Raw genomic sequence first — 21,357 nt, forward strand, 5'->3', positions numbered from 1 at the left:
CTGCTACGCTAGCTGTTCGGCGCCTATCAAGCGCTCGATCGTCAGGATGACGATCATTGTTACCAAGATCATCAGGCTCGACACGGCGGCAACGAGGGGGTCGTAACTGGTATCTACGTACGTAAATATCTGTACGGGTAAAGTCACGTTGCCGCCGTAGGTCAGAAAAGCCGAAACCGTCACGTTTCCAAACGATGTAACAAAGGCGAAGATCGCGGCAGACATCAAGCCAGGCAGGATCAGCGGCAGAGTGATTCGCCGAATAACGCGAAATGGCGGGGCACGGAGATTCATCGCGGCTTCTTCGAGCACCCGATCGTGCATCGCAAGGCTGGCCATAATGGTGCGCGTTACGTAGGGAATTGCGAGTACCAGGTGGCCCAAGAGCAGCGGAAATACGGTCTGCGTAAGATTCAGCAAAGCAAATAACTGCAATAGCCCTATCCCGAGCACGACGGCGGGGACAATCAGCGGCGAGAAGGCAAGCCCCTGCAAGAATGCCTTTCCTGGAAACGAAAACCTGTTGATCGCGAACGCGCCGGCAAAACCAACAGCTAGCGCGATTGTGGCAACGAGCACAGCAATGTAAGTACTCGTCCAGAGCGCAGTCATGAACACGTCATTCTGCCATGCCTCTCGATACCAGCGCAGAGAAACACCCGCTGGCGGGAAATTAAGGCTATCGCCGCTGGTGAACGAAGAAACCACCACGAGAAGCGCGGGCAGCGCGAGCATCACGTACACGATTGCTCGGATGATCGCTCCTGAGACAGCCATCACGTAGTCAATGAGGTCAAAACGCATGTCGTCGGCCTTTGAAGAGCCGCGACGCAACCATCGCGTTTAGCGTCGCCGTGAAGCCGAGTCCGCTCACGAAGAGAATGAAGGCCATGGCCGCTCCGGATGGCCAATTTAGCTCCGCCATCATGCGTTCATAGATCAAGCTACCGAGCATCGCTACGCGATTTCCGCCGATCAGACGAGGCGTGATAAAAGCGGAGATTGAGAGCACGAACACGAGATTGAAGCCGGCGAGGATCCCAGGAAGCGCGAGCGGAAGAATCACCTTGCGAAACGTTGCGAATCTGTTGGCGCGCAAATTTGCGGCGGCCTGTTCGAGTACTGGATCTATCTGAGTGACGACGCTCATGACGGATAAGATCATGAACGGCAGGAACTGCTGGACCAGAACAGTAAGCACCGCCGGCCGGCTGAAGAGCAGTTGCTTCGGAGAAGAGATGATACCCAAATTGAGGAACAGCGAATTAACCACTCCGTTGCGACCAAGAATGATCAACCAGCCAAACACGATGACTACCAGACTGAGTGTCAGCGGCATGATCACTATGATTGTTCGCCACCGCCGCGCCAACGGCGGAAGCCGCGCGAGCGAGTATCCGGTAGGGATCCCAATCGCTAAGCAGATTAAGCTGACGAGAATCCCATCTACGAAAGTTTCCAACAATACTGACGAGTAGTACGAGTCCGAAAAGAAGCGGACATACTGCTCCAAGCTAAACCCGCTTCCATCGAGAAGATGGCTACCAGGCAGAAAGCTCGACCTGAGCAATCCGAGCGTGGGTATCATTAGACATCCGACGAGAAGCAAGACCATTGGCGCCAGCAGAAGTGCAGGGGCCATGACTCGACGCTTGCCGAAACGCTCCTCCATAGGTGACCTTCCACAATCTGCAACATGCTCCTTCGGTCGTCCGCCTTGAAGCGACGACCTTGGAGAAGCCGCGACCAGCGTCGGCTTCGCCCGCCTAAGTTCGAATTATTTTGTTGAGTTCTTCGATCCAAGAACTTCGGTTAGCTATAAGCTTTTCCCATTCGACTCTCTTTTTCAACGCAATCCGTTCGGGCGAGTTGAACAAGAGATCCTGACGGAGCTCTTCGGGCAATTTGACGTCGGTTGTTACGCCATACCGAAGTGCCTGGGGCACCCCGAGAATGCCTTGGTCGGAGAGCAACTGCTCCGCGTACGCGTATGCGGCCTCAGGATACTTGATACCCTTGACGACATTGATGTAGCTGATGACCGCGTAAACGCCTTTAGGCGGGACAACAGTTGCGACGGGAATACCTTTAGTGCGCAACTCGTGGGCACGCCCATCCCAGAATATGCCGGCATAGACCTCTTCGTTCTGAAACATCTGAACCTCGGCGACGTTTGTCTGCGCAAGGGCGAGAATGTTCGGTTTAGCGGCCCTCATCACCTTCAATGCAGGCTCAACATTCGAGATCGAACCTCCATTTTCCTCAGCCATGCCAAGAAGTGTCAGGAGACTGCCGTACGTAGCCGGAGCCATAATGACCGCGCGACCAGCCAAATCCGCACGCGCAATATCCGAGTATGAGGTAAGTGGCTGTTTGATATACTTCGAATTGTAGACCGGAACGACAGACGCGACGCTGAATGGGACCCCATACTCTCCAAATTCGCGGAATCCCTCAAGTATCCGCTTGACGTTCGGAACCTCCGCCACCTTGATTTCTTCAATTATACCCGCATTGATAAGCTCGACCATGTTGGGACTATCGCCCATGAACAAGTCATACGGCGGGTTCTCTCTATTCGCGATGAGTTTGACGAAATCTGCCGACGTCGTGCCGGGAATGAATTGCACTTTGAGGCCGTACTTCTCCTCAAGCGGCGCGGCTACGCTCTTCTTGAGCGCCTCATCATAAAGGCCACCATATCCGTTGACGCGTAGCGTGATTCCGGAAAACTTCTTTGATTGGCCACGGACATAGGGCGCAGCCAGGGTGCCGGCTGCTGCGACTGTCGCGACCTTCAGAAACGCACGCCTCTCCATTCTGTCCCTCTTCTCTCTCTTGACCACACAAAAGCGAGCGTCGAGATTGGCCCAATGAGCCTCTCACGCAAAGATTCCGAGCACCTACTGATCGAACGACCGCAACGGCTGTTTGACCGACAATCTCTCCGCGCACCGATAAGCACGACGTCTGCATGCGCCGGCACCGTCTCAAGTGACCAACACACCGAGTCCTTCTCAAACCCCATAAGCTTGCCGGCGCCACCCAACTGGCCGCCACAAACCATGACGCACAAGAACTCGTCAGACGTCTCGAGTGCCGCATCCACAGAGGATCAGCGCCCCTACCGTACCGCCTGAACGAGCGAACTCGATGCGACTGAAGCTAGCTACTTTCAGCGGTTATTTGAGCAATAATTGGCTTATGGCAGCAGGAATCCTGCGTCGGGTCCGCCCGACACGCCGTCTGTATCCCTGGAGCGCGCGGTCATCCGCGAGGGGATTGAAGCCAATCGGCCAATCGCGATTGGCCGGGTCGACATAGACGAGGATGTTGCTTCGACGTTTCGGCACGTGGCTCAACGCGGCAAGAGCCAGGTCGCCGTGAGGATCGAACAGGGCGAGACCTTCACCGTTCCGGCCGAACAAGGCAGCAGAAGCTGCAAAATTGAACACCTGTCTTACTCACTTTCCGAACGTGCGCGACGCGTTCGGCGACATCTGGTCCAATTGGAAGCAGAAGCGCGAGGAATTCGGGCCGGGCTTCTATTTGTACTTGGGCACGCGCCGCGGTTTGTCGCTCTACCCGGAGCATCGTTTCGTAAACCTCATCTGGGGCATCGAGGCGTTTCATCGCACTGAGTATGCGGCTGATGCTAAGGCCAGCTTCGAGCGGAAAATGCGCACGTATATCACCGCCTACGCGGCGAAGCAGCACTCGCAATCGTTCGGATGGAAAAGCTTTCGCGTGCTGACGGTGACTACCGACGAATACCGGAAGAAATCGATGATCGAGGCGCTGAACCGGATTCCTATTCCGCGCAGCCCGGGAGCGGCACTGTTTCTGTTCCCCACCCGTGAGGCACTTCTCAGCGCCAGTCCAGTCGGACAAGTGTGGCAGGAAGCAAATGGTAGGCGCACCTCGCTTGCCTAGCTACCGTCCTGCGTCAGCTTCCGAGGGAATTTCTCGACGCGCTTGTCCTCGTCGGGTTGACCGCGTCGCCTTGCATATCGCTCGATTGTTTCGAGCGACAAAGTTACGTAGGTTCGGAATGGGCCATTCTCGGGGTGAAATGCCGTCGTGTAGATGTGCGGTACTTCAGCCCAATCGTCGCCTTTATCGTCAATATCGAGAATGTTTTCGAACGGCAGTATATGCTCGACTTCGAACCACGCCTTATTTTTCTCGGGGAATTTATCCCAAATCTCCATCATGGTGCTACGACGTGCGTACTGATCTTCATCCTCTGCGCACCAGGGGTTCAGGTGCCCTGAGACGATCGAGTCATCGACAGTCTCCGCGTAGTCCCAGTGCACTCCGTCATCGTCAAGGAACGCGAAGTGCCGTTGCGTCACGAAGTGCAGCCCATCATGGAAACACCCGCTGTAATTCCGCACGATCCATTGCCCACGCTCAACCCGAGGCTTACCTTTGTCTTCGTCGAGAAAGGGGTAACGATCATCAGCCGCGTCCCGTATGAGGGCCGGACTGTGCTCATTCAGCATCCGAAGTGCTTTTCGCTTCGTTGTGAGTTTCGCGCGGACATCCGTCTTAAGTTGCCGTCTACGCATCTGCAGCGAGACACCAAAATATGCAAACAGAAGATGATCATTCTTCGGCTGAAAGAGCATGTCTTCGACCTCGCCCTTCCCCCACAAGTAGGCCTCCGCGAATCCGAGTTCACGAGCCGTCGCGCGGAAGCTATCGCGCGCGAGCTTAGAAAAGTCACTCGCGCCGACGAATATCAATCCGTATAGACCGCCCCGCTCGCTCTCCGGAATATCGCGGAGATATCGGACCAGCTTCTTTGGAGGGATTTTCTGCTCGCGCTTGCATTGAACGAGCCACACCCGATCCTCTGCGGACGATGCGCTCGAAACTTCGCCATCGCCTTCTGTTTCATCCGGCTCGACCTGCGCTTCCCCGGAGACCACTTCAAAGCCCCGTGCGTCAAACCCATCGTCCGAACCGGATCGGCCGGTGGGTTCAAGCGCACGCCAATTGCGGAAGTCGTAAATCAACTGACGCACGAGATCCTCGAACCGATGAGGTTCGAGGTCTTCAAGGTGCAGGGGACCAAGGGTGCGAGTCGGCGTTACCATAGCGCCTCTATACCATACCAGTTGCCAAATCCGCTTCCTTGACGAAGCGACGCTCCCGGGTACCCTGCAAACAGACCTCCGCCCATTCTCGATTTGCGAGTCGCGCTGGCAGGCATCAGGCCGTGCGTCCTGACGCCTGCCCACGCAGGACATCGCAATCCGCTCACCAAAGGAGTGTTCACATGGCGGACAATAGTGACGCAAAGCAACCCACGCACCGCGCCTACAGCGTGATCAAACGCGAGGGCCAGGATGACTTCTGGCTGAACCTCGGCCTTGTGTTCCCTCACAAGGACAGCAAGGGCTTGAATATGATGCTGCAAGTCTTCCCGCTCGACGGCAAACTTGTCTGCCGCGAGGTTTCCGAGGATGATCCCGCGGAGCAGAGCGCGCCGCGCCAGCGGGAACCGGATCGGCGAGGTGGCACCGGTCGCAGGGGCCGGTAGTGGCTAGGTCTCAGAGTCCGAGTTCGACTGCCCCAGTGATCAGGAGTGCGGAGTTCTTTAGCATCGAACTCGCGCCACTCGCCGACGGAAGGGGTCTATGTGTCGATGACGGCGACAACCGTCGATGACCAAGAGCCTCAACTCCTTACGCAAGAGATCGTGCGCGGCACAGTCGGAACGATCGATGCCGCACTCGCGGTAATCAAGCGGGGCCTCACAAGCCCCGTGTGATCGCCAGCCATCATCGATACCACCGAGCCCCACGAACTGTGGGGCTCGCTTTCTGTCCGCTTACGCCATTCAAGCTTGATTAGGCAGACACAGAGTCACCAGCCCATTCGGTCATGAGCGAGGCCAACAGCGGCAGATCACATCCATAGGTAATCCGTCGCTGACGATCCCACGAGCTTTGCAACGCAACCACCCAATAGCGCAACTCCTCTCCGTCTTGCCTAAATCCAAAGATCGGTCCACCGCTCATCCCCTCGACACTTTTGAGAGGCAGCTCGGGATTGATCTGCGCAACAAACTGGGGATAGCGAGTAGACGCTCGGTCCGACGGCGGCGCCTCAAGCCGCTTGATGCCAAACATCACCGGCGACACGGTACCGTCGCCCGATGCGGACACCCGCTGCGACGTATACTCCTCCGGAAACCCGAGCATCGCAAAGCCGTCAAATCGAACCGTGTGCTGCCGATTCCAGTTCTCTTCGCCCAGCGCAATGACACCATTCTTTGCAAGGAGTCCGACGTGATGCGCTTCAAGCATGATCACCCCAAAATCAAGACCGTCTTCCACGTCGTCGATATAGAATAGTCGGGCATTCTTAAGGTCAAACGGAATCGGAACATTGCTGACGCGCTTCCATCCCAACGTATCGACCAATGATGCGCTTTCAACCTCGACCTGATCATGGGTTCGAAGTTTATCCAGCGCCTTCAAAACGTGGCCGGCCGTCAGGAAGCAGATCAATCCATGTATTGAAATCAATGTACCCGAACTCACAGAGAAGCGGGCCGGCATGCTGGCATCTTCTGCGTTCTTGTGTCTGTACGTCACGCCCAGGCCAATCAGATGCCGACAGAAAAACTCGAGCATTTTGAGCCTGCGATCTTCGCTTATTTCTATCATGTTGAGACCCGTCCCTAGCCGCCGCGCTAATTTTGCTTTATGGCCTTACTCGTCCGAATCGGTACCTTGGCGCCAATACTACACCGCAACCCCTTGAACGGGCGCGCTTCAGGTCTCGGCTACGTGACATTGCGCTGATGATTCTCCATAGCATCCAAGGCGGCCTGCGCTCTTTCCTCAGCATTCTCGTCCATAGTTCCTCAACATTGAGTCGCCGACTTACACGTCCGCACATTCGCTTAATCTATAATGCGCTCAAATCATCCGGCGCAACGCCATCATCGGCTGCCACGAACGTCCGCCTAAGGCAAAATGTATATTCTCGGTCGAATTATCACGAACTGCGCTTGGCCAATTCGCTCCGCGACACTCCCGCTGCAACCGCATCGAAGAAGTCGACGGCAGCGCTCCCCCTTCTCCGGTGGTAGCGGCACAGCCCGCACGAGCGGATAGAGCGATTCCTTTGGAGGGTACATCGCGTTGCCCGCTTTGTCGCGAATCTCGTTTAAGCGTTCCCGATCTCCTGGCTCTCCTGGGGAACAACCATGAGCCGGTCGTAATCTTCTCGCTCTTGTTGGGTCAACGGATTTTCTCATCGAACGCAACCGCGTGGTACACGCTGAAGAAGGCCAAGCCGCAGCGGTTAGACGACTACTTCTCAAATTCAGAGGAGTACAAGCTATCGAAGGATGACAGAAGGCTTGCCGGTCTACGCGCGGTTCTTTCGGAGGTTGGCGCCGACGAGGGTGTGTCGAGCACTGTATCAACGGATGCCATCCGCTTTAGAACGTTCGAATGCGGATCGCTGCGCCGAACACTTGCAAAGAAGGGGGCCGGACAAATCGAATTGTGCTTCGGTCACGGTGACTTGAACGCAAATAACATCTTTATCGACAGCTCGGGCCGCAATCTCGCGATGATCGATTTCGAGTATTCCGGCCTCGACCACTGCTACAAAGACTTCGTATCCCTTGAATCATCGATACGGCTTGAATTTCGAACGACCGCATTTCCGGATTTCAAACTCATCGATCTTGTTGAGATAGAGATGAAATTGCTCCACGATCCCAATCAGGTCATTGCGGGGGCGCCGGAATATGTCGAGCCGATCCGGGAATTGCGAAAGGCAGCGATTACGCGGTTCAGCACACCTTTGGCTTTAAATTACTTCATCGCGGTCGGACTGCACTCGTTAAAGCTCCTCGGAGTTCCGGCTGGCTGGCGTCCTGACCAAAGGAAAGTCCTCGCTGCTGCCGCGCTCGCTTCAGCGCGATGCGCGGAAAGATAGCGGGCAGGTTTATCCCGACATGGTTACCGCCGGAAAGGCGAAGTAAAAGAACGCTCCGTCTCGTTTTCGTCAATCTGAGAGCAGCTGGCGGCGCGCCAGCGAGGCCTCCATCGAGATGGAGGCTCGACCTTGGATGCCACCATCATTCATGGCGATATGCCCACCGTCGTAACCAGATGACGAATACGCCAAGCATGCGATCTCGATTGAAGAGAACCGTGCCGACTTCAAGCGCGTTGGCTGGTCGCCCACGGCCGAGAAGCGGAATGATCGAGACGTGCACGGATGTCAACGCTTCTTCATATTCTGTAAGCAGATTGATTCAAGCTGCAAACTCAGTTTGCAGTTTCTACTAGCGTGGCAGGCGGTCGATGGCTGCATCAAGGCCGCCTTGCAGATATCGGAGCGCGCTGAGCCATCTCAACGCGCGCAATCACCACGTCGCGATGACCTCGGGGGTCGCGCCGGGTCTTGGTTTGCTCGCCCACACTGATCTCAATCCGCCTTGGTAAGCTCGCTACTGAGGTTCAACCCAAGACCCTTGCGCTGCGGACATGTAAACGATAGCACCGCGCTCGGCGCCTGTGACGCGCCGATACCGGCGACTTTCGACCACGGCGCCAGCGAATTCTATAAGTACTTGAAATAATGGTCGGAGTGGCAGGATTCGAATCTGCGACCCCTGCGTCCGAGGCGACGATGAATTGCAGGCGCGGGAAGTCCGCGAGTTGCTCTGAGTTTGTCTGAGGCCTCTTCTAGGAGTCGCGACGCGAAGCCTGCGACAACGCTGCGCAGAACTCCACTGTCCAACGGAGCGCCCCGTTGCGCTCGCGAAACCCACCGTCCTCAAGCCAACTGGTCGGCCGCATCCAGAATGCCGGCGTATATTTCAACAAGATCCGATTCTGTTGCGCAGTACGGTGGCATCACGTAGATCTTGCCGAGCGGGCGAAGCAATAGACCTCGCTCCTTGAAGAACGTTTGGAGTTTCTGGCCAATCATCGCGAGATAGCCAACATCGCTCGTTTTTAGATCGAGTGCGGTAATCGTGCCGGTCCTACGAACATTTGCGAAACGCGGATCTGCGCGAAACGTTTCGATTGCACGTTCCTGCATCGTGGCGACCAACGCCACGCGCTCACGAGTTTCCTGGTCGCGCCAGATGTCCAGGTTGGCTTTCGCGGCGGCGCAGGCTACCGGGTTCGCGGTATATGAACTAGAGTGGAAGAATGTCCGTGTGCGATCCGTTGAATAGTGAGCATCAAAGATATCTGCGCGACAGAGCGTTACCGCCAGTGGCAGCGAGCCGCCGGTCAGACCTTTCGAATAGCAGGCGATATCGGGCGCAACATTCGCTTGCTTGCATGCGAATAGTGTCCCGGTGCGGCCCCAACCGGTCATAACTTCGTCCGCGATGAACAAGACGATCGAGGCTTCGCAGATTCGCTTCATCTCTCTCAAGACAGATGAGGAATACATCAGCATTCCGCCCGCGCCCATTACAAGCGGTTCTACGATGAACGCTGCTGGTGCTTCGTTTCGGCAAGCCGATTCAAGGGCGTCGAGGGTCTGTTGTTCGCGGTTCGCCGCAGCGAATGGAATTGAGACAACATCGAACAAAAGAGGCGCGTACGCAGCGTTAAACACCCCCCTGGCGCCAACCGACATCGCTCCTACGGTATCGCCGTGATATGAATGCTCAACCACAATGATCCGGTCAGTGGCTCACCAATGTTGCGCCAATAGCCAAGCGCCATCTTCAGTGCCACCTCGACGCTGGTTGACCCGCTGTCGGAGAAGAACACGTAGTCGAGACCAGGCGGAGTAAGCTCCAGAAGAAGAGCCGCGAGCTCTTCAGCCGGATCGTGAGTATGGCCCGCAAAGATTATTTGGTTGAGCTTGCCAGCCTGTTCTCGAATCGCGTTCACAATGTGTGGGTGACAGTGGCCATGAGTCACGATCCACCAAGAGGAGATGGCGTCAATGATACGGCGACCATCCGCGGCAAACAAGTAGGCACCGTTAGCACCGACGATCTTCGTTTCTTCCGACTGAAGCGCGTGTTGCGTGTACGGATGCCAGATTGGCGACCTCTTGTTCAGCATGATTTGCTAGTAGCCACCAACTCGTATTTCCTGACTGAGCGTATCGAGCATTGAACGAATTTCCTCTTCTCCGACGTTGAGCGTTAGCGAAATTCGCAATCTGGCTGTACCTACCGGCACGGTCGGCGGGCGGATTCCGCGGACATCGAAGCCGCGGGCCTGCATCGCGGACGCGAGTCGCATCGCGCGGTCGTTGTCGCCGACGATGTAAGGCAGGATCTGCGACTTCGAAGGACTGTACCAACCGTGCCTTTCCATCTCTCGGTGGGCGAAGGTTACCAGGCTTGCCAGCGCCTGCTGACGCTCGGGTTCTTGCTGTAGGATTAGGAGTGCCTCTCGCACGGCAACGGCTAGGATTGGTGAAGGCGCGGTTGCGAACACAAATGGGCGGCATCGGTTGACCATGAAGTCGCGCATGGCGGTCGTCATCGTGACGAGTGCACCGGCCGCGCCCAGTGCTTTGCCGCAGGTATGAACGACCAATAGATTTTCGTGGCCCTTGTAAGGTGCTGTGAGTCCGCGCCCCTGTTCGCCGTATACGCCTGTTGCATGCGCTTCATCCACCAACAGGAACGCTTCATTCCGATCTGCGATTGCCGCGATATCTGCCAGCGGCGCCAAATCGCCGTCCATGCTGTAAAGACTTTCGACAACGATCCAGATACGGCCCATTCCGCCGTGGGTTCGCCAATCGCGAATTGTGGTTTCGATCGACTGCGGATCGTTATGAGCGCTTATTCGAAATTCGGCTCGGCCGGCTCGTGCGCCCTCGTGAATGCTTGCATGCACCAGAGAATCTAGAACAAGAAATCTCGACGTTGCGGGAGTGTCGCCAGGACGGAAAAATTTGCGACATAGCCTGCGCCAAAGTAGAGCGCGGCTTCTGCTCCAAAAAACTGAGCGGCTTCTGCCTCGAGACGCTCATGCTCCTCGCAATTTCCGCGCAGCAACCGCGAACCGCCCGCCCCGATGGGCGTACCGGCCTCAATTGCGTCGGAAACAGCCTTTCTTATGCGTGGCGCGCTCGCAAGAGCCAGATAGTCGTTCGACACAAAATCGATGCCCGCGCGGGGGCTAAGCGCACGTAATCGGCCGTCCTCCTTCAGGGCATGCAAGGCAGCAATGTACCTTGGCGCTTTCGTATGCGTTCTATTCATTTTTGTCCGCCCGCCACGTAGCTACGAACTGTGCACTGCGGGCAGATCAACAGATGCCGGCCTCTGCTGGCTGACTTCCAATGACAAAACGCGATTGTCGCGATCGACCAGGACGACGCGGGGCCTAAATGTCTCGGCTTCCGCTTTATCGAACAATGCATACGCCACGATGATTACCTTCTCTCCCGGCATCGCCAGTCGCGCAGCCGCGCCATTCAGGTCTATCGTGCCAGATCCTCGAGGCGCCTCGATCACATATGTAGCGAATCGCGCGCCGGTTTCGATGTTGTAAATTTCGACGCGTTCGTTGATTAAAAACCCTGCCGCTTCCATCAACGCTCGGTCGATCGATACCGATCCGTCATAGTGCAAATCGGCTTGGGTCACTGAAGCGCAATGGATCTTGCCCTTCATCAGAGTAACTTGCATTCGACACCCAATCTGGAATTGTGCATACCGGGTGAACCGCTCAAAGCGTGATCCCAAGCCGGTGCAGCAATTGCGCATCGCACTCCCGCTGTCGGTTTTTGGTTGTCAAGAGCACATCGCCGATGAATATCGAATTTGCACCGGCAAGAAAGCAAAGCGCCTGCGATTCGTCGGTCATGTATTGTCGCCCGGCGGACAGCCGAACCACACTCTTCGGCAGCATTATGCGAGCAGTCGCGACCAACCGTACCAGCGCGATGCCATCGAGACGTTCCGCAGTGTCGTTGACCGGAACGCCTTTGACCTTGTTCCACAGGTTGATCGGGACGCTTTCGGGATGGCTTGGAAGATTAGCGAGTAACAGAAGCATGCCAAGTCGATCTTCGACGCCTTCTCCCATGCCGACGATGCCGCCGCAGCAGACCTTGATGCCGGCGGCGCGAACATGAGCAAGCGTAGCGATCCGATCCTGCAAGGTACGAGTCGTGATGATTTTGCCGTAGAATTCGGGCGAAGTGTCGATATTGTGATTGTAGAAATCGAGCCCGGCCTCGGCAAGCCGAGCAGCCTGCTTGGCCGTTAACATGCCCAGCGTGGCGCAGGTTTCCATGCCGAGATTTCTAATTGTGCTGACCAACTTGCAAACCCGATCGAGTTCACGGTCCTTTGGACTGCGCCAGGCCGCGGCCATGCAGAACCGAGTCGCGCCGGCGTGCTTGGCATGCCGCGCCGCGCTGATCACGTGATCGGGATCCATCAGCCGAGTCGCTTCCACGCCCGTGTCATAGTGCGCGCTCTGCGAACAGTAGCCGCAATCTTCCGGACAGCCGCCGGTCTTGATACTTAACAAGCTTGCAGCTTCGAGGCGGTTCGGATTGAAGTTTTCACGATGAACGGTCTGCGCCTGAAACATCAGGTCGGCAAAGGGCAAGTTGTAGACGGCTTCCGCCTCGGCGCGGAGCCAATTTCCACGGGCCATCGGACTCCTGCGGCTTTCGTTTTCGCCCGCCGGTACTTCAGCAATCATGAGCGCCCCTGTCTAAGACCGTAACCTTACCCGTGTCGTCATGAAGAAAATCCTCCGCTTGTGACAAGATGCGAGGTTGTCAGGCAACGTCTACGGACTTTGCGCAGATTTTCGGCTACACCGGGCTATCGCTCGTTTCGAGAACGCCGCACGAGCATATTCAATCCCAACCGAACCAATGGGACCGCGGACCTGTGGCAGTTGCCGACCGACCGTTTGTACACTTCACTTGTCATCGAGGACGGCACGCGAGATGCGGGACGACAGTTTCGGCATGTCAGATGAACTTTTCACGGCTATCCACCATTGTGGCCGACACTCTTGGCTCCTTGGCCCATGAATGGAAATTGCACGAATTAAGCCATAGCTGCGACAGGCCCCCCTTTTTGCAAGCTGGCGCTGTACGTATTGCAGCCCGTTTGATCTTCAGATAGTCATGCGCCTCACTCAAGCGACCACCCTCGAGTGCTCATGATTCGCCACGTCGTCTTATTCACCGCCAAGGATGAGGCTCGCATCCAAGAGATAGTCGAAGGTCTATCGATACTGGCCAGAATCCCCCATGCACGCCGGCTCGAGGTTGCCCGCAATCGCAAGGCCGATCAGCTCGGCAACGACGTCGACGTCGTGGTTTATGGCGAGTTTGATAACGAGACGCAGCTCGCAGCTTACAAAGCGCATGAGTTATATCAGGAATCGATCAGGCGGGTCCGGCCGCTCCGCGAACTCCGGTTGGCAGCTGACTACGAGGCGTCACCGGATTCCGATCGCACGTGAACAGCAGGGCGCCTGCGAGATCGAGTGCACTGGCCCTGTTGAGCCAGAGAAACAATCCGTTGATGAATAGGGCGACGCCCATCTCCCAACGGCCCCGTTCTTAATTTCAAGCCCGATGCACGTCCGCGAATTGAAGTGGGTTGAACCTGTCACAGCGATGCGATGTCTCGCGCAGCGGGCGCATCTCACATTCCTAGACAGTGCTTCGAGGCACGGCTCGCTTGGGCGCTACTCATATGTGACCTGTGATCCGTTCGGCACCTATATGGTCGCGGACGGACAAGCGACCTGGAACGGAATTTCTTTAAAGGGCGATCCCTGGAATGTTCTTCGCTCGCTACTTGCGAAGTATTCCCTGCGGCCTCGTTCCGCGCTCCCGCCCTTCCAGGGAGGCGCCGCGGGCTTCTTTTCTTACGACCTCAACAGGACATTGGAACGGTTGCCGGCGATTCCAAGTTTTGATCAATGCGTGCCACAATCCATACTGCATTTCTATGACGTGGTCATCAGCTATGACCACACCGATAAACGATGCTGGATCATTTCTACCGGCTGGCCGGAACACGACCCTGAGCGTCAAAAGTATCGTGCACTTCGTCGGGCCGATGAATTTGCAACTCTCCTCGCCAACTCGGTGCCGCTGCGGGGTAGTTTGTCCAGTCCGGTAGATGGCTGGCTGTCGAACTTCGGTCGGGAGACCTACGTAGCCGCGGCTCGGCGCGTGATTGACTTGATTCTGGCCGGCGATATCTTCCAAGCAAATATCGCGCAACGGTTTAGAACCAGGATACCGGCTTCATTCGATCCGGTCGCATTCTACTGTAGGCTGCGTTCAGTGAACCCGGCACCTTTCGCGGCGTTCCTGCGTTACGGCCAACTGACAATTGCATCGAGTTCGCCGGAACGTTTCCTAAAGCTAGATGACCGAATAGTCGAAACGCGTCCCATCAAGGGTACTATCGCGCGCTCCGCCAATTCTGCGGAAGACCAGCGGCTAGCTAGCATTCTCGTTCGGTCTCAAAAAGACCGGGCCGAGAATGTCATGATTGTCGACCTCTTGCGTAATGATCTGTCGCGGGTTTGCACTGCGCATTCGGTCGAAGTTCCGGTGCTCTGCGGCCTCGAATCCTACGCCTCAGTGCACCATCTGGTTTCGACCGTTACGGGCGAGCTTGCACAAGGCGAAGACGCTGTTAGCCTGCTCCGCGCTTGTTTCCCGGGCGGCTCCATCACCGGTGCGCCCAAGGTACGGTCGATGGAGGTCATTGCAGAAATCGAGCGCGTTGCGCGCCAGGTCTACTGCGGGGCCATCGGCTTCATCGGCTTCAACGGACACATGGATACAAACGTTGCGATCCGCACGGTAACGATCTGCGATGACGTAGCCGAATTTCATGCTGGCAGCGGGATAACGGCGCTATCGGACCCAGAAGCTGAATATGAGGAGACGCTTGCAAAGGCCCAGCGAATCTTCGACGCATTTGCCGCCGACACATTTGGTGTATCTTGATTGTGATCATCGACAACTACGATTCCTTTGTCTTCAACATCACCCGCTACTTTCGCAGGCTTGGTGAGACAACGGAGGTTATCCGAAACGACGCAGTCACTCTCACTGAGATCGTTGGTCTCAAACCGCGCGCAATAGTGATTTCTCCTGGGCCCTGCACGCCAGGTGAAGCGGGAATATCCACTACCATCGTCTCGGAACTTTCAGGCCGTGTCCCAATCCTCGGGATCTGCCTCGGACACCAATGTATTGGAAGTGCTTTCGGTGGACGGGTTGTACGTGCACGCCGCCCTATGCACGGCCGTTCTTCGTACATAATGCATGATGGTTGCGGGCTGTTTTTCGGGCTCCCGTTTCCGCTTTGCGTAGGGCGCTATCACGCTCTTATCGTCGAGATGGACGAGTCTTGCGGACAGACTCTTTCGGTGACGGCTCGTTCCCAGGAAGGCGAAATCATGGCGCTCGCGCATCAATATCAACCAACCTATGGAGTACAGTTCCATCCGGAATCCGTACTTACAGAACAAGGGCAAGCATTGCTTGAGAACTTTCTCCGGCTCGCTGACAATTTTCGAGCTCAAACGTAGGGGGTCAGGCTCCGCACCCAAGCGGGTGGCCAGGTGAATGCTGCTCGCTTAGCCAAAGGCTTTATCAAATACCAGAGGCAAGCAATCCAGGGCATCATCGAGGCCATTTATCCTCCGGGAACGCGAATGTGCCGACCGAGTGCCTGCTCGACCAGATCAAGAGTGTCGACGAGCACGTGCATCTTGATAAGTCTGCCCGCCTGAATTGGGCGAACTGCGCCGCGCGAATCGAGATCGGCCTGTCGGAATCCCGCGCCGTTAAGCAACAGCGCAGCATGGACGCGGCAGATTCGACATCAAGCATGACAATCTCGCGGTCGAAACGGCTGATTCGAACGCGGCTTGAGATGTGGCGGATCACGTCTATCGCGGCATCTCTACCATGCCGCGGGCCGAGGAATGGAAACATGTCGATCGGACCATAGAGCGCCCAGTCGACATTCTCGTCGATGAGGACCGCGACATCCTCGAAATGCCGATCGTTGATCGCACGAACCAACGTGCGCGATAGACGCCAGAAGCAATGCTCTGCCAATTTTCATTACTCTCTCAGGAGGAGTGCTTCGTAAACGTCCAAAGACAGTTCAAGGTGGCGCCATAACGGCACAGCCGGCCGAAAGGAGCAGGAAAGGCGCGCTGACTTGGCTTCCGGGACCACCATGGTCCCCGCCCGCAGCGAGGTTAGGATCCCGCCGCACCACCGAAGCAGCGGGATCCGCCTTGCTCGGGCTCATCTGACAAAATCATCAACACGAAATGAAGTTTTGAACGCCGCCTGGAGGGTGTTTGGCGTGAGGGGGGAGAGCCAAGGCAACCGGCCCAGCCAGCGCACCCGGCCGATTTCGCAGATTGAGCTCTCCGTATCGGCATTACGTTCGCCGATAAATGCGATACCAAGAATCCTGACCTGGCGCTTTCGTAGCGCTTCTATCGATAGCAGCGAGTGATTGATCGTGCCAAGTGCCGTTCTTGCACAGAGCACGACCGGAATGCGCCATCGCTCAAAGACATCAGCATAGACCGAGCTCAGCGTAAGCGGCACCATCAGCCCGCCGGCCCCCTCGATCACTAGCGGCCGTTCGCCGGTATGGCTGACATCGAGCGTGTCCGGGTCAATGCGAACTCCTTCTATCTCCGCAGAGTGATACGGAGAAGCGGGCGTCCGAAGCCGGTAACGCTCCGGCACTATCCGATCGGGTGAGAGTTCGCCCAGCCGTGCAACGCACTCGGCATCCGTTTCCTCTTCGAGGCCAGCCTGAATGGGTTTCCAGTAATCGGCGCCGAGAAGGTTGACGAGCCCGGCGGAAAACACGGTTTTTCCAATTCCGGTATCCGTACCGGTCACCACGATCCGCTGGCTCATCATCGACTTTTTATCTCTCGTTATTCGATTGCACTATCGAGGTGTCTAGGTCGTGAAGGACGCCTGATCAGGGAAAAAGACCTCTGGTTCGCTTGGCACCTTGCACCACGCCAATTCCGATTGCCGTGGCTGCCGTTCGGTTTGAAATCCGATCCCGTTTCGCGCGCGCTATCGTTTGCTGGAGGGACCGTTCGAGGATTCGGTAGAGACGATCGAATACCTCCGCCTGCTCCCAAAACAGTCGCTGGAGATCCTGGACCCACTCAAAATAGCTGACGATGACGCCGCCTGCGTTGCAAAGAATATCGGGCAGCACCAAGATCTCGTCGCGTCGTGCATCCAAGATCGCATCGGCTTCGGGCGTCGTTGGACCATTCACTCCTTCGGCAAGAATGCGGCACTTGAGTTCGGCGGCATTTCGGCCCGTAATGACCTGCTCGATTGCGGCCGGTACGAGGACATCGCACTTCTGGACGAGCAACTCCGAAGGCTCAATGAGGCTCTGAGTGGAGAAGCCGGCAAGGCGCCCGTGTTCGGTGATGTGACCGCGTAGCGCAGCAACATCGAGACCGGCGGATCATAGTATGCGGCGGTGTGATCGCTGACACCCACGATTTTGAGACCTCTTTCAGCCAAGGCATACGCTGCCACGTTGCCAAAGCCCTGTACAATGGCCGTTGCTCCATCAGCTCGAATCCCGCGGTTGTCGAGCGCGCGACCGACCAGATAGGCTACGCCGCGTCCTGTCGCCTCGCGCCGGCCAAGTGTGCCTCCTGCGGAGATCGGCTTCCCGGTGACAATTTCATTGATCGTCTGCCCCTGATACATCGAATAGGTATCCATGAACCAAGCCATGACCTGTTCGTTAGTGCCCATATCCGGAGCCATGACGTCGGTGTGGGGGCCAACGAACGGGATCATCTGCTGCATGTACCGCCGCGATAGAGCTTCGAGTTCGCGCGGCGACAGCGCATAAGGATCAACGGTAATGCCCCCTTTTGCTCCGCCATAAGGAAGGCCTGCCAGGGCGCATTTCCAACTCATCCAAATGGCCAGAGCAGCGACCTCGCCGATATCGACCGACGGCGCGAAGCGCGTTCCGTCCCTTGGTCGGCCCGAGCGTCAGGTGATGTTGTACCCGGTACCCTTGAAAGACCTCCGTCCGGCCATCATCCCTGTGATGGGGCACGATACCGCGATTGCGCGCTTGGGATAGAGTAGTCGATCTCTGTCCATTTCAGGTATTTGCAGGTGATCGGCGACATGCTCGAATTGCTGCTTGGCCATTTCGAAAACGGGGCCGGCGTAAATCGATCTGTTCATGGGCACTCATCGGAGGATGTCGGCGTTACGCCGATTGGAGATCTCCCATAGCGATAGGAAAAATGGCCGCCCCAAACGGGGGCGGCCAGTGCGTCCGCCGCGGGAGGAGAGTTACGACGAACGTGTTCGAGGGAGGTCTGGCGGTGTTGTCCCACGCAGAGACGCGCTGTGGCCTGACGCGGCTTCACGAGGCATTGCGAATGGTGACCGCCCTCACAAGGCTGAAGCCGCAGAGCGTCTCAAGTTCTTTTTCACGGGGCAGCGCGGCGAACTTTGATGAAAAGGAGGACGGACACGCCGCTCCTCCGCCCCACAGGTCGGACAATCGGTCGGCAAACCAGGCATGGTGCCCTCGCATGCAGCATAGGTACTCTCGCGCACTACCATCGCGAGGCGTTCAGCCTCGGCTTGCGGATGCGACCGATTGTCAGGAGTTCAGCAAATCGAGGATATATTTGACCGCGAGTTCCGTCGCCGGAAGGACGAGGTCATCCGAAGCTCCGAATGTCGGCGTGTGTACGGGTGATTCATTGCCGGGCGCGTGACTACCAAACCAAAAATAGATCGAGGGAACGCACGCCGAGTAGAAGCCGAAATCGTCGCTGCCTGTTACTTCCTTGCTGGCATTGAAGCCATCCGGGCCAGCCGTTTCCTGAACGAGTTGGCGGAAACGCCTCACCATCTCGGCATCGTTGATGACAGGAGGCTCACCTGAGCGGATGACGCACTCGGCTTGGCCACGGTGCATTGCGGCGGCACCTTCGGCCACTTCCCGGACGCGCTGGCACAGCCGCCCCCTACGTTCTGGGCTTCGAGTTCTGATCGTTCCCTCCATAACGACGGAAGGGCAGATGATGTTGGTCGCCTCGCCTCCGTGAATGGTACCGATTGTGACAACCGCCCCGTCATCGGCCGGCATTTCGCGCGAGACGACCTTCTGGACTTCGTTGACGAAGGCAGCGGCGATAGCGATGGCATCGACACCCTTATGTGGCGCCGCGCCATGGGCCATCTTGCCGGTAATGGTAAGCCTGAACTGGTCGGCGGACTTAGTTACCGCGCCCTCGCACGCGCCAAATTTGCCAGCGGGAATCTCGGGAGCGACGTGGAAGCCGACGGCATGGTCGAAGCCGTCCAGCAGTTTCTCGTCTTGCACCGTACGTCCTCCGAGCGGCTCGGCCTCCTCCGCCGGCTGGAAGAAGACGCGCACCTTCCCGGCGAAGTTGCCGCGCATTCGATGGAACGCGAGTGCAGTGCCGAGCGCGATCGAGCCGTGCATGTCGTGACCACACGCATGCATAACCCCGTTGACCCGTGATGCGTAGGAGAGATCAGCGCGCGCTTCCTGAATCGGTAGCGCATCGATATCGCCGCGTACCGCGATGGAGCGCTTTGGGCCGGAGGCGGTGCCTTCAATGTCGATGTACAAACCGGTCTTGTGGAAGGTTTTCGCAGAATTAAGACCAAATTGCTGGAGCACGCTGCGTATCCGCTCCTGCGTTTTCCATTCCGCATTCGAGAGTTCGGGCTCGCGATGCATCGCATGCCGCAATTCGATCACTGCGTCGCGCTCGGCATCCGACAAAAAGCTGTTGGTGCGCGCTCGCATTTCGGTGTGCTCTCTCATCCACGCCTTCCGACCGGTCAATTCACAGACGAAACTTAGCCCGTTATGATGAAGAAATCCGACCACTTTCGGCTCAATCACGCATGTTTCAGGCAATTTCGGCGGTTCGACGTGGAAATTCACACGCCAAAGTCGCAAAGGCGGTGGTCCAAAAATGTGACGCCCCTCGCCGCAGATCCCCGCCGTAGTTGCCCTGACTTCGGGCGATACAATTTGACTTCGCGACTGGCGGGCGCAAAAGCCTCAGCGCCCCTTGGAACGCGCCGAACGCATATAACTTCGTGTGGCTCGACGATGAGTGGGCCGACACACGGGACGTAGGCTGATTTTGCTGTGTATCCAGTAAGATAAGTGATGTTCGATGAGTTCGTTGCGACAAATGCGTCGATGTCGCGCCGTGCCATTTCCAAATTCACCCGGCGAGCCTGCGCAGGTACTCTGATCGCGGGAATACTTGCACCCCTTGCTGATAATCATGGTCTCGGCTCCATCGAATTTGTCCGTTGGGGTAGGCAAAAGGTCCAATTTGGCCGGAACAGAGTTCCAGTGAAAATGGCCAATGGCATGCCGCTGCACGGCTCGCTCCGCGTGAGATCTCCCGATCTGGCGCCGCGATCTTGAGATCGCAATCTACGTCTTCGTCGGGACCGCCCCATGCGCGCGGTCTCCCTCCGGTGACGGCCGCCTTGTCAGGTTAAGACGAGTGCTGTGTAACAGCCCTTATGGACAGCAATAAGTGCAGTGCTCAGGTCGGGCGGTTCGAGGTTGTTGAGACTGGCCGGCGTCGTCGATGGACCGAGGATGAGAAGCTCAAGATCGTCCTGGAGAGTTTGCAGGCCCCACGGGCCGTTTCATCGACAGCCCGGCGATACGGCATCTCGCGCTCGCTGCTCCTGACTTGGCGGCGATCGTTTGGTGCCCGGGCGAGCGGTGATGAGGAGCCTCGGCCCGGCTTTGTGCCGGCGATGGTGATGCCGGATCCTCCGCCAGTGCAGTCGACAGCTACGTCGGCGAGCGGACGCATGGAGATTGTCTCCGGCAAGGCTTATCGCGTGATCGTTGATGCCGGCGTCGATATGACCGCGTTGTCTCGCGTGTTGGATCTGCTGGAGCGGCGATGATCCCGGTCGCAGCAGGGGCGAGAATCTGGATCGCAACCGGTGACACCGACATGCGCAAAGGCATGCAGGGTCTGGCATTGCTGGTGCAGGAGGGGCTGGGGCGAGATCCTTTTGCCGGCGACGTCTTTGTGTTCCGTGGTCGTGCCGGCACGCTGATCAAAGCGCTTTGGCACGACGGGGTCGGGCTGTCGCTTTACGCCAAGCGACTGGACCGTGGCCGCTTCATCTGGCCGGCGACGGTGGATGGCGTGGTGTCACTTACCGCAGCTCAGACGAGCTATTTGCTGGAGGCGATCGACTGGCGCAACCCTCAACATAGCTGGCGGCCGCAGAGCGCCGGATAGGCTGCGCAATAATCCCATG

The 21,357-nt window shown here is 57.1% G+C and carries 19 protein-coding genes and 4 pseudogenes; 8 read left to right on the plus strand and 15 right to left on the minus strand.

Annotated elements, in window-relative coordinates:
• Positions 1–3: 3 nt before the first annotated feature.
• The 4 genes from WN73_RS22820 to WN73_RS22835 all read right to left on the minus strand — a co-directional run bounded on the left by WN73_RS22820 (position 4) and on the right by WN73_RS22835 (position 3,455).
• Entirely contained in the window at positions 4–804 is an 801-nt protein-coding gene (locus WN73_RS22820; protein WP_271554926.1) for an ABC transporter permease, read from the minus strand.
• Positions 794–1,672, minus strand: coding sequence for an ABC transporter permease (locus WN73_RS22825; RefSeq protein WP_271554928.1), 879 nt, complete (start codon positions 1,670–1,672; stop codon positions 794–796). Before WN73_RS22825 ends, WN73_RS22820 begins: the two co-directional genes overlap by 11 nt.
• Before the next feature lie 94 nt (positions 1,673–1,766).
• Entirely contained in the window at positions 1,767–2,819 is a 1,053-nt protein-coding gene (locus WN73_RS22830; protein WP_271554929.1) for an extracellular solute-binding protein, read from the minus strand.
• Between the two features lie 363 nt (positions 2,820–3,182).
• The gene (locus WN73_RS22835; RefSeq protein WP_271554931.1) at positions 3,183–3,455 is read right to left on the minus strand and encodes a hypothetical protein; all 273 of its coding nucleotides are present in this window, start codon (positions 3,453–3,455) and stop codon (positions 3,183–3,185) included.
• Here WN73_RS22835 and WN73_RS22840 point away from each other — a divergent pair.
• Positions 3,448–3,933: a hypothetical protein gene (locus WN73_RS22840; RefSeq protein WP_271554933.1), complete on the plus strand. Its 486-nt coding sequence runs from the start codon at positions 3,448–3,450 to the stop codon at positions 3,931–3,933. The two genes, WN73_RS22835 and WN73_RS22840, sit on opposite strands and share 8 nt — an antisense overlap.
• On the opposite strand, the gene WN73_RS22845 is transcribed toward WN73_RS22840, so the two are convergent.
• The gene (locus tag WN73_RS22845) at positions 3,930–5,102 is read right to left on the minus strand and encodes a restriction endonuclease (RefSeq protein WP_271554934.1); all 1,173 of its coding nucleotides are present in this window, start codon (positions 5,100–5,102) and stop codon (positions 3,930–3,932) included. The genes WN73_RS22840 and WN73_RS22845 overlap by 4 nt on opposite strands.
• A gap of 182 nt (positions 5,103–5,284) precedes the next feature.
• Here WN73_RS22845 and WN73_RS22850 point away from each other — a divergent pair, with 182 nt between their 5' ends.
• Entirely contained in the window at positions 5,285–5,548 is a 264-nt protein-coding gene (locus WN73_RS22850) for a hypothetical protein (RefSeq protein WP_271554935.1), read from the plus strand.
• A 310-nt stretch (positions 5,549–5,858) separates the two neighbouring features.
• Here the strand turns inward: WN73_RS22850 and WN73_RS22855 are convergent, their stop codons facing one another.
• Complete coding sequence (locus WN73_RS22855; protein ID WP_271554937.1) at positions 5,859–6,647, minus strand: hypothetical protein; 789 nt, start codon at positions 6,645–6,647, stop codon at positions 5,859–5,861.
• A gap of 496 nt (positions 6,648–7,143) precedes the next feature.
• On the opposite strand from WN73_RS22855, the gene WN73_RS22860 reads away from it, so the two are divergent.
• On the plus strand, positions 7,144–7,968 hold the full coding sequence (locus tag WN73_RS22860) for a phosphotransferase (protein ID WP_271554938.1): 825 nt from the start codon (positions 7,144–7,146) through the stop codon (positions 7,966–7,968).
• 846 nt (positions 7,969–8,814) lie between these two features.
• Here the strand turns inward: WN73_RS22860 and WN73_RS22865 are convergent.
• From WN73_RS22865 to bioB, 4 genes and pseudogenes are all read right to left on the minus strand, one after another.
• A pseudogene (locus WN73_RS22865) lies at positions 8,815–10,073 on the minus strand (adenosylmethionine--8-amino-7-oxononanoate transaminase).
• Positions 10,074–10,079: 6 nt separating this feature from the next.
• Positions 10,080–11,230 (minus strand): annotated as a pseudogene (locus WN73_RS22870) (8-amino-7-oxononanoate synthase).
• 21 nt (positions 11,231–11,251) lie between these two features.
• Positions 11,252–11,659, minus strand: coding sequence for an aspartate 1-decarboxylase (gene panD, locus WN73_RS22875; RefSeq protein ID WP_271554939.1), 408 nt, complete (start codon positions 11,657–11,659; stop codon positions 11,252–11,254).
• Positions 11,660–11,699: 40 nt separating this feature from the next.
• Complete coding sequence (gene bioB / locus WN73_RS22880; protein WP_271554940.1) at positions 11,700–12,686, minus strand: biotin synthase BioB; 987 nt, start codon at positions 12,684–12,686, stop codon at positions 11,700–11,702.
• 471 nt (positions 12,687–13,157) lie between these two features.
• On the opposite strand from bioB, the gene WN73_RS22885 reads away from it, so the two are divergent.
• The 3 genes from WN73_RS22885 to WN73_RS22895 all read left to right on the plus strand — a co-directional run bounded on the left by WN73_RS22885 (position 13,158) and on the right by WN73_RS22895 (position 15,560).
• Positions 13,158–13,463: a Dabb family protein gene (locus WN73_RS22885; protein ID WP_271554941.1), complete on the plus strand. Its 306-nt coding sequence runs from the start codon at positions 13,158–13,160 to the stop codon at positions 13,461–13,463.
• Between the two features lie 115 nt (positions 13,464–13,578).
• Positions 13,579–14,973, plus strand: a complete 1,395-nt coding sequence (pabB, locus tag WN73_RS22890) for an aminodeoxychorismate synthase component I (protein WP_271554942.1) — start codon at positions 13,579–13,581, stop codon at positions 14,971–14,973.
• Complete coding sequence (locus WN73_RS22895; RefSeq protein ID WP_271554944.1) at positions 14,970–15,560, plus strand: anthranilate synthase component II; 591 nt, start codon at positions 14,970–14,972, stop codon at positions 15,558–15,560. The genes pabB and WN73_RS22895 overlap by 4 nt, the downstream gene beginning before the upstream one ends.
• Positions 15,561–15,667: 107 nt before the next feature.
• Here the strand turns inward: WN73_RS22895 and WN73_RS22900 are convergent.
• The 5 genes and pseudogenes from WN73_RS22900 to WN73_RS22920 form a co-directional block, all read right to left on the minus strand.
• Positions 15,668–16,095, minus strand: a pseudogene (locus tag WN73_RS22900) (nuclear transport factor 2 family protein).
• A 195-nt stretch (positions 16,096–16,290) separates the two neighbouring features.
• Positions 16,291–16,923, minus strand: a complete 633-nt coding sequence (gene bioD / locus WN73_RS22905) for a dethiobiotin synthase (RefSeq protein WP_271554979.1) — start codon at positions 16,921–16,923, stop codon at positions 16,291–16,293.
• A 67-nt stretch (positions 16,924–16,990) separates the two neighbouring features.
• Positions 16,991–18,246 (minus strand): annotated as a pseudogene (locus tag WN73_RS22910) (Glu/Leu/Phe/Val family dehydrogenase).
• Between the two features lie 427 nt (positions 18,247–18,673).
• Positions 18,674–19,855 (minus strand): M20 metallopeptidase family protein, encoded by a 1,182-nt coding sequence (locus WN73_RS22915; protein WP_442870127.1) that lies wholly within the window; start codon positions 19,853–19,855, stop codon positions 18,674–18,676.
• Between the two features lie 137 nt (positions 19,856–19,992).
• On the minus strand, positions 19,993–20,277 hold the full coding sequence (locus WN73_RS22920) for an aminopeptidase P family N-terminal domain-containing protein (protein WP_271554948.1): 285 nt from the start codon (positions 20,275–20,277) through the stop codon (positions 19,993–19,995).
• 318 nt (positions 20,278–20,595) lie between these two features.
• On the opposite strand from WN73_RS22920, the gene tnpA reads away from it, so the two are divergent.
• The gene (gene tnpA / locus WN73_RS22925; RefSeq protein ID WP_271554950.1) at positions 20,596–20,994 is read left to right on the plus strand and encodes an IS66-like element accessory protein TnpA; all 399 of its coding nucleotides are present in this window, start codon (positions 20,596–20,598) and stop codon (positions 20,992–20,994) included.
• Complete coding sequence (gene tnpB, locus WN73_RS22930) at positions 20,991–21,338, plus strand: IS66 family insertion sequence element accessory protein TnpB (protein WP_271554951.1); 348 nt, start codon at positions 20,991–20,993, stop codon at positions 21,336–21,338. Before tnpA ends, tnpB begins: the two co-directional genes overlap by 4 nt.
• The last annotated feature ends 19 nt before the right edge of the window (positions 21,339–21,357 follow it).

Origin of the sequence: Bradyrhizobium sp. CCBAU 45394, from assembly GCF_028128655.1 — a bacterium.
Taxonomy (GTDB): Bacteria; Pseudomonadota; Alphaproteobacteria; order Rhizobiales; family Xanthobacteraceae; genus Bradyrhizobium; species Bradyrhizobium diazoefficiens.